We start from the raw sequence: 1,981 nt of genomic DNA, 5'->3' as shown, positions 1-1,981 counted from the left end.
AACCACCGCTGACCGGCCTGTGGGTGACGGCGGCGCCTCCTGCCCCTCGCTGGAGGCGCCGTCAGCATGCCCCCTCGCGTTCACCTGTCTGCCTCCCCGCGTTCGCTGCGACGGCGAAGTCTGATCGCCGTCACCGAACACCTGCACCCCAGGAGGCACCCATGTCCCCGCACGCCGCCCGTCAGCGTCGCGTTCGCCGTTCCGTCGCCGCGGGTGTGCCCCTCGCGGTGCTCGCCGCGATCGCGGTGACCGGAACCGCCACGGGCGCCCAGAGCGGCGACGGCAAGGAGAAGACCGCCCGGATCACCTCGACGGCGCCCCTGGGCGAGATCCCCCTGGGCACGTTCAGCAACTCCCTGCTGCCCGGGACGGTGCAGAACGACCGCGGTGTGGATCTCGGCGGCATCGGCAGCGACATCTATCCGGCGGGCCGCAAGGGCGAGTTCTGGACGGTGACCGACCGGGGGCCCAACGGCCAGATCAAGGTGGACGGCAAGAAGCGGCGCACGTTCCCCGTCCCCGGATTCGACCCGGCGATCGTGAAGATCCGCGTGGCCGGTGACACCGTGAAGGTCATCGACGCGCTCCCGCTGACGACGTCGTCCGGGAAGCCCGTCACCGGGCTGCCCAACCAGGAGGGGCGCGACGAGGCGCCGTACACCTACGACGCGAAGACGGCGCTGACGTACGACCCGAACGGCCTGGACACCGAGGGCATCGTGCGGGCACAGGACGGCAGCTTCTGGCTGGCGGACGAGTACGGACCATCGCTCGTGCACGTCTCCGCGCGCGGCAAGGTGCTCAAGCGCTACGTCCCCCGCGGCCTGAAGCTGACGGGCGCCGACTACCCGGTCGTCGAGGCGCTGCCCGGCGTGCTGCTGCACCGCAAGGGCAACCGCGGCTTCGAGGGGCTCGCCCAGCTTCCGGGCGGCGACCTGGTGATGGCGGTGCAGAGCCCGCTGTCGCTGCCGGACGAGGACGCGGGTGAGGCCTCGCGCACGGCGCGGCTGCTGCGCTTCTCGCCGAAGAAGCAGGCGGTCACCGCCGAGTACGCGTACCGCTTCGACGCGGTGGATGTCGTCGATCCGGGCGAGGACGACACGTCCGAGCTGAAGATCTCCTCCGTGGTGGCCGTCGGACGCGACCGGCTCCTCGTGGAGGAGCGCACCGACAAGGCCGCACGGCTGCAGACGGTGAAGCTGGACCGCCGCTCCGACATCCTCGGCGAACAGTGGGACGACGCCGCCACCAGTCCCTCCCTGGAGCAGCTCGACGATCCGGCGGCCTCCGGAGTGCCCGTCCTGAAGAAGCGTCTCCTGGTCGACCTGGGCGGCATCGACGGTGTTCCCGACAAGATCGAGGGCGTGGCCCGCGTGAACGGTCACACCCTCGCCCTGATCAACGACAACGACTTCGGGATGACGGACGGAGCGGAAGCCTTCGACAAGGACGGCCGGCTCGTGGACAGCAACGCGGAGACCACGGTGACGTACGTGCGGCTGCCGAAGGGCGTCTGAGCCGGGGCCGCTCAGGGGGCGTGCGTGACGCCGTCAGGCAGTTCCAGGTCGCTCGGCAGATCGCTGGGCAGGCCCGACGGCAGCTCGGTGGGCAGGTTCGAGGGCACTTCCGAGGGCACCTGCGACGGCAGTTCGGAGGGGATCTCCGAGGGGATGCTCAGCGACGGGGTGGGCTTGCCGTCCGAGCTCTCGCTGCTGCCCGGGGGCCCCTTCTTGTCGCCGGAGCCGTCCCCGTTGCCGACCACCAGGAACACCGCGACGACGGCACCGATCGCGAGGAGCACGGCGATCACGACGAACCCCCTGTTGCGCCGCCCCGAAGGCCCTCCGGGCGGCGGCTGGGGAGGCCACCCGCCAGGGGGCACGCCGCCGCCCCCGCCGGGCGGTACACCACCGCCTCCGCCGGGCGGCCATCCCCCGCCGTCGGGCGGCGGCCCGTACCCGTCGCCCGGAGGCGGGCCGTA

Annotated in this window: 2 protein-coding genes; one reads left to right on the top strand and one right to left on the bottom strand. The window is 72.0% G+C overall.

Features of this window, described 5'->3' with window-relative positions:
• Positions 1–161 precede the first annotated feature (161 nt).
• Positions 162–1,517 (top strand): esterase-like activity of phytase family protein, encoded by a 1,356-nt coding sequence (locus ACQKIP_RS46115; protein WP_365854513.1) that lies wholly within the window; start codon positions 162–164, stop codon positions 1,515–1,517.
• A gap of 11 nt (positions 1,518–1,528) precedes the next feature.
• Here the strand turns inward: ACQKIP_RS46115 and ACQKIP_RS46110 are convergent.
• Positions 1,529–1,981: hypothetical protein (locus ACQKIP_RS46110; RefSeq protein ID WP_427745735.1), on the bottom strand; the 453-nt coding region annotated here is incomplete at its 5' end.

This window comes from Streptomyces sp. NPDC059900, from assembly GCF_050270335.1.
Lineage (GTDB): Bacteria > Actinomycetota > Actinomycetes > Streptomycetales > Streptomycetaceae > Streptomyces.
This window is presented reverse-complemented; position numbering and strand designations above follow the sequence as displayed.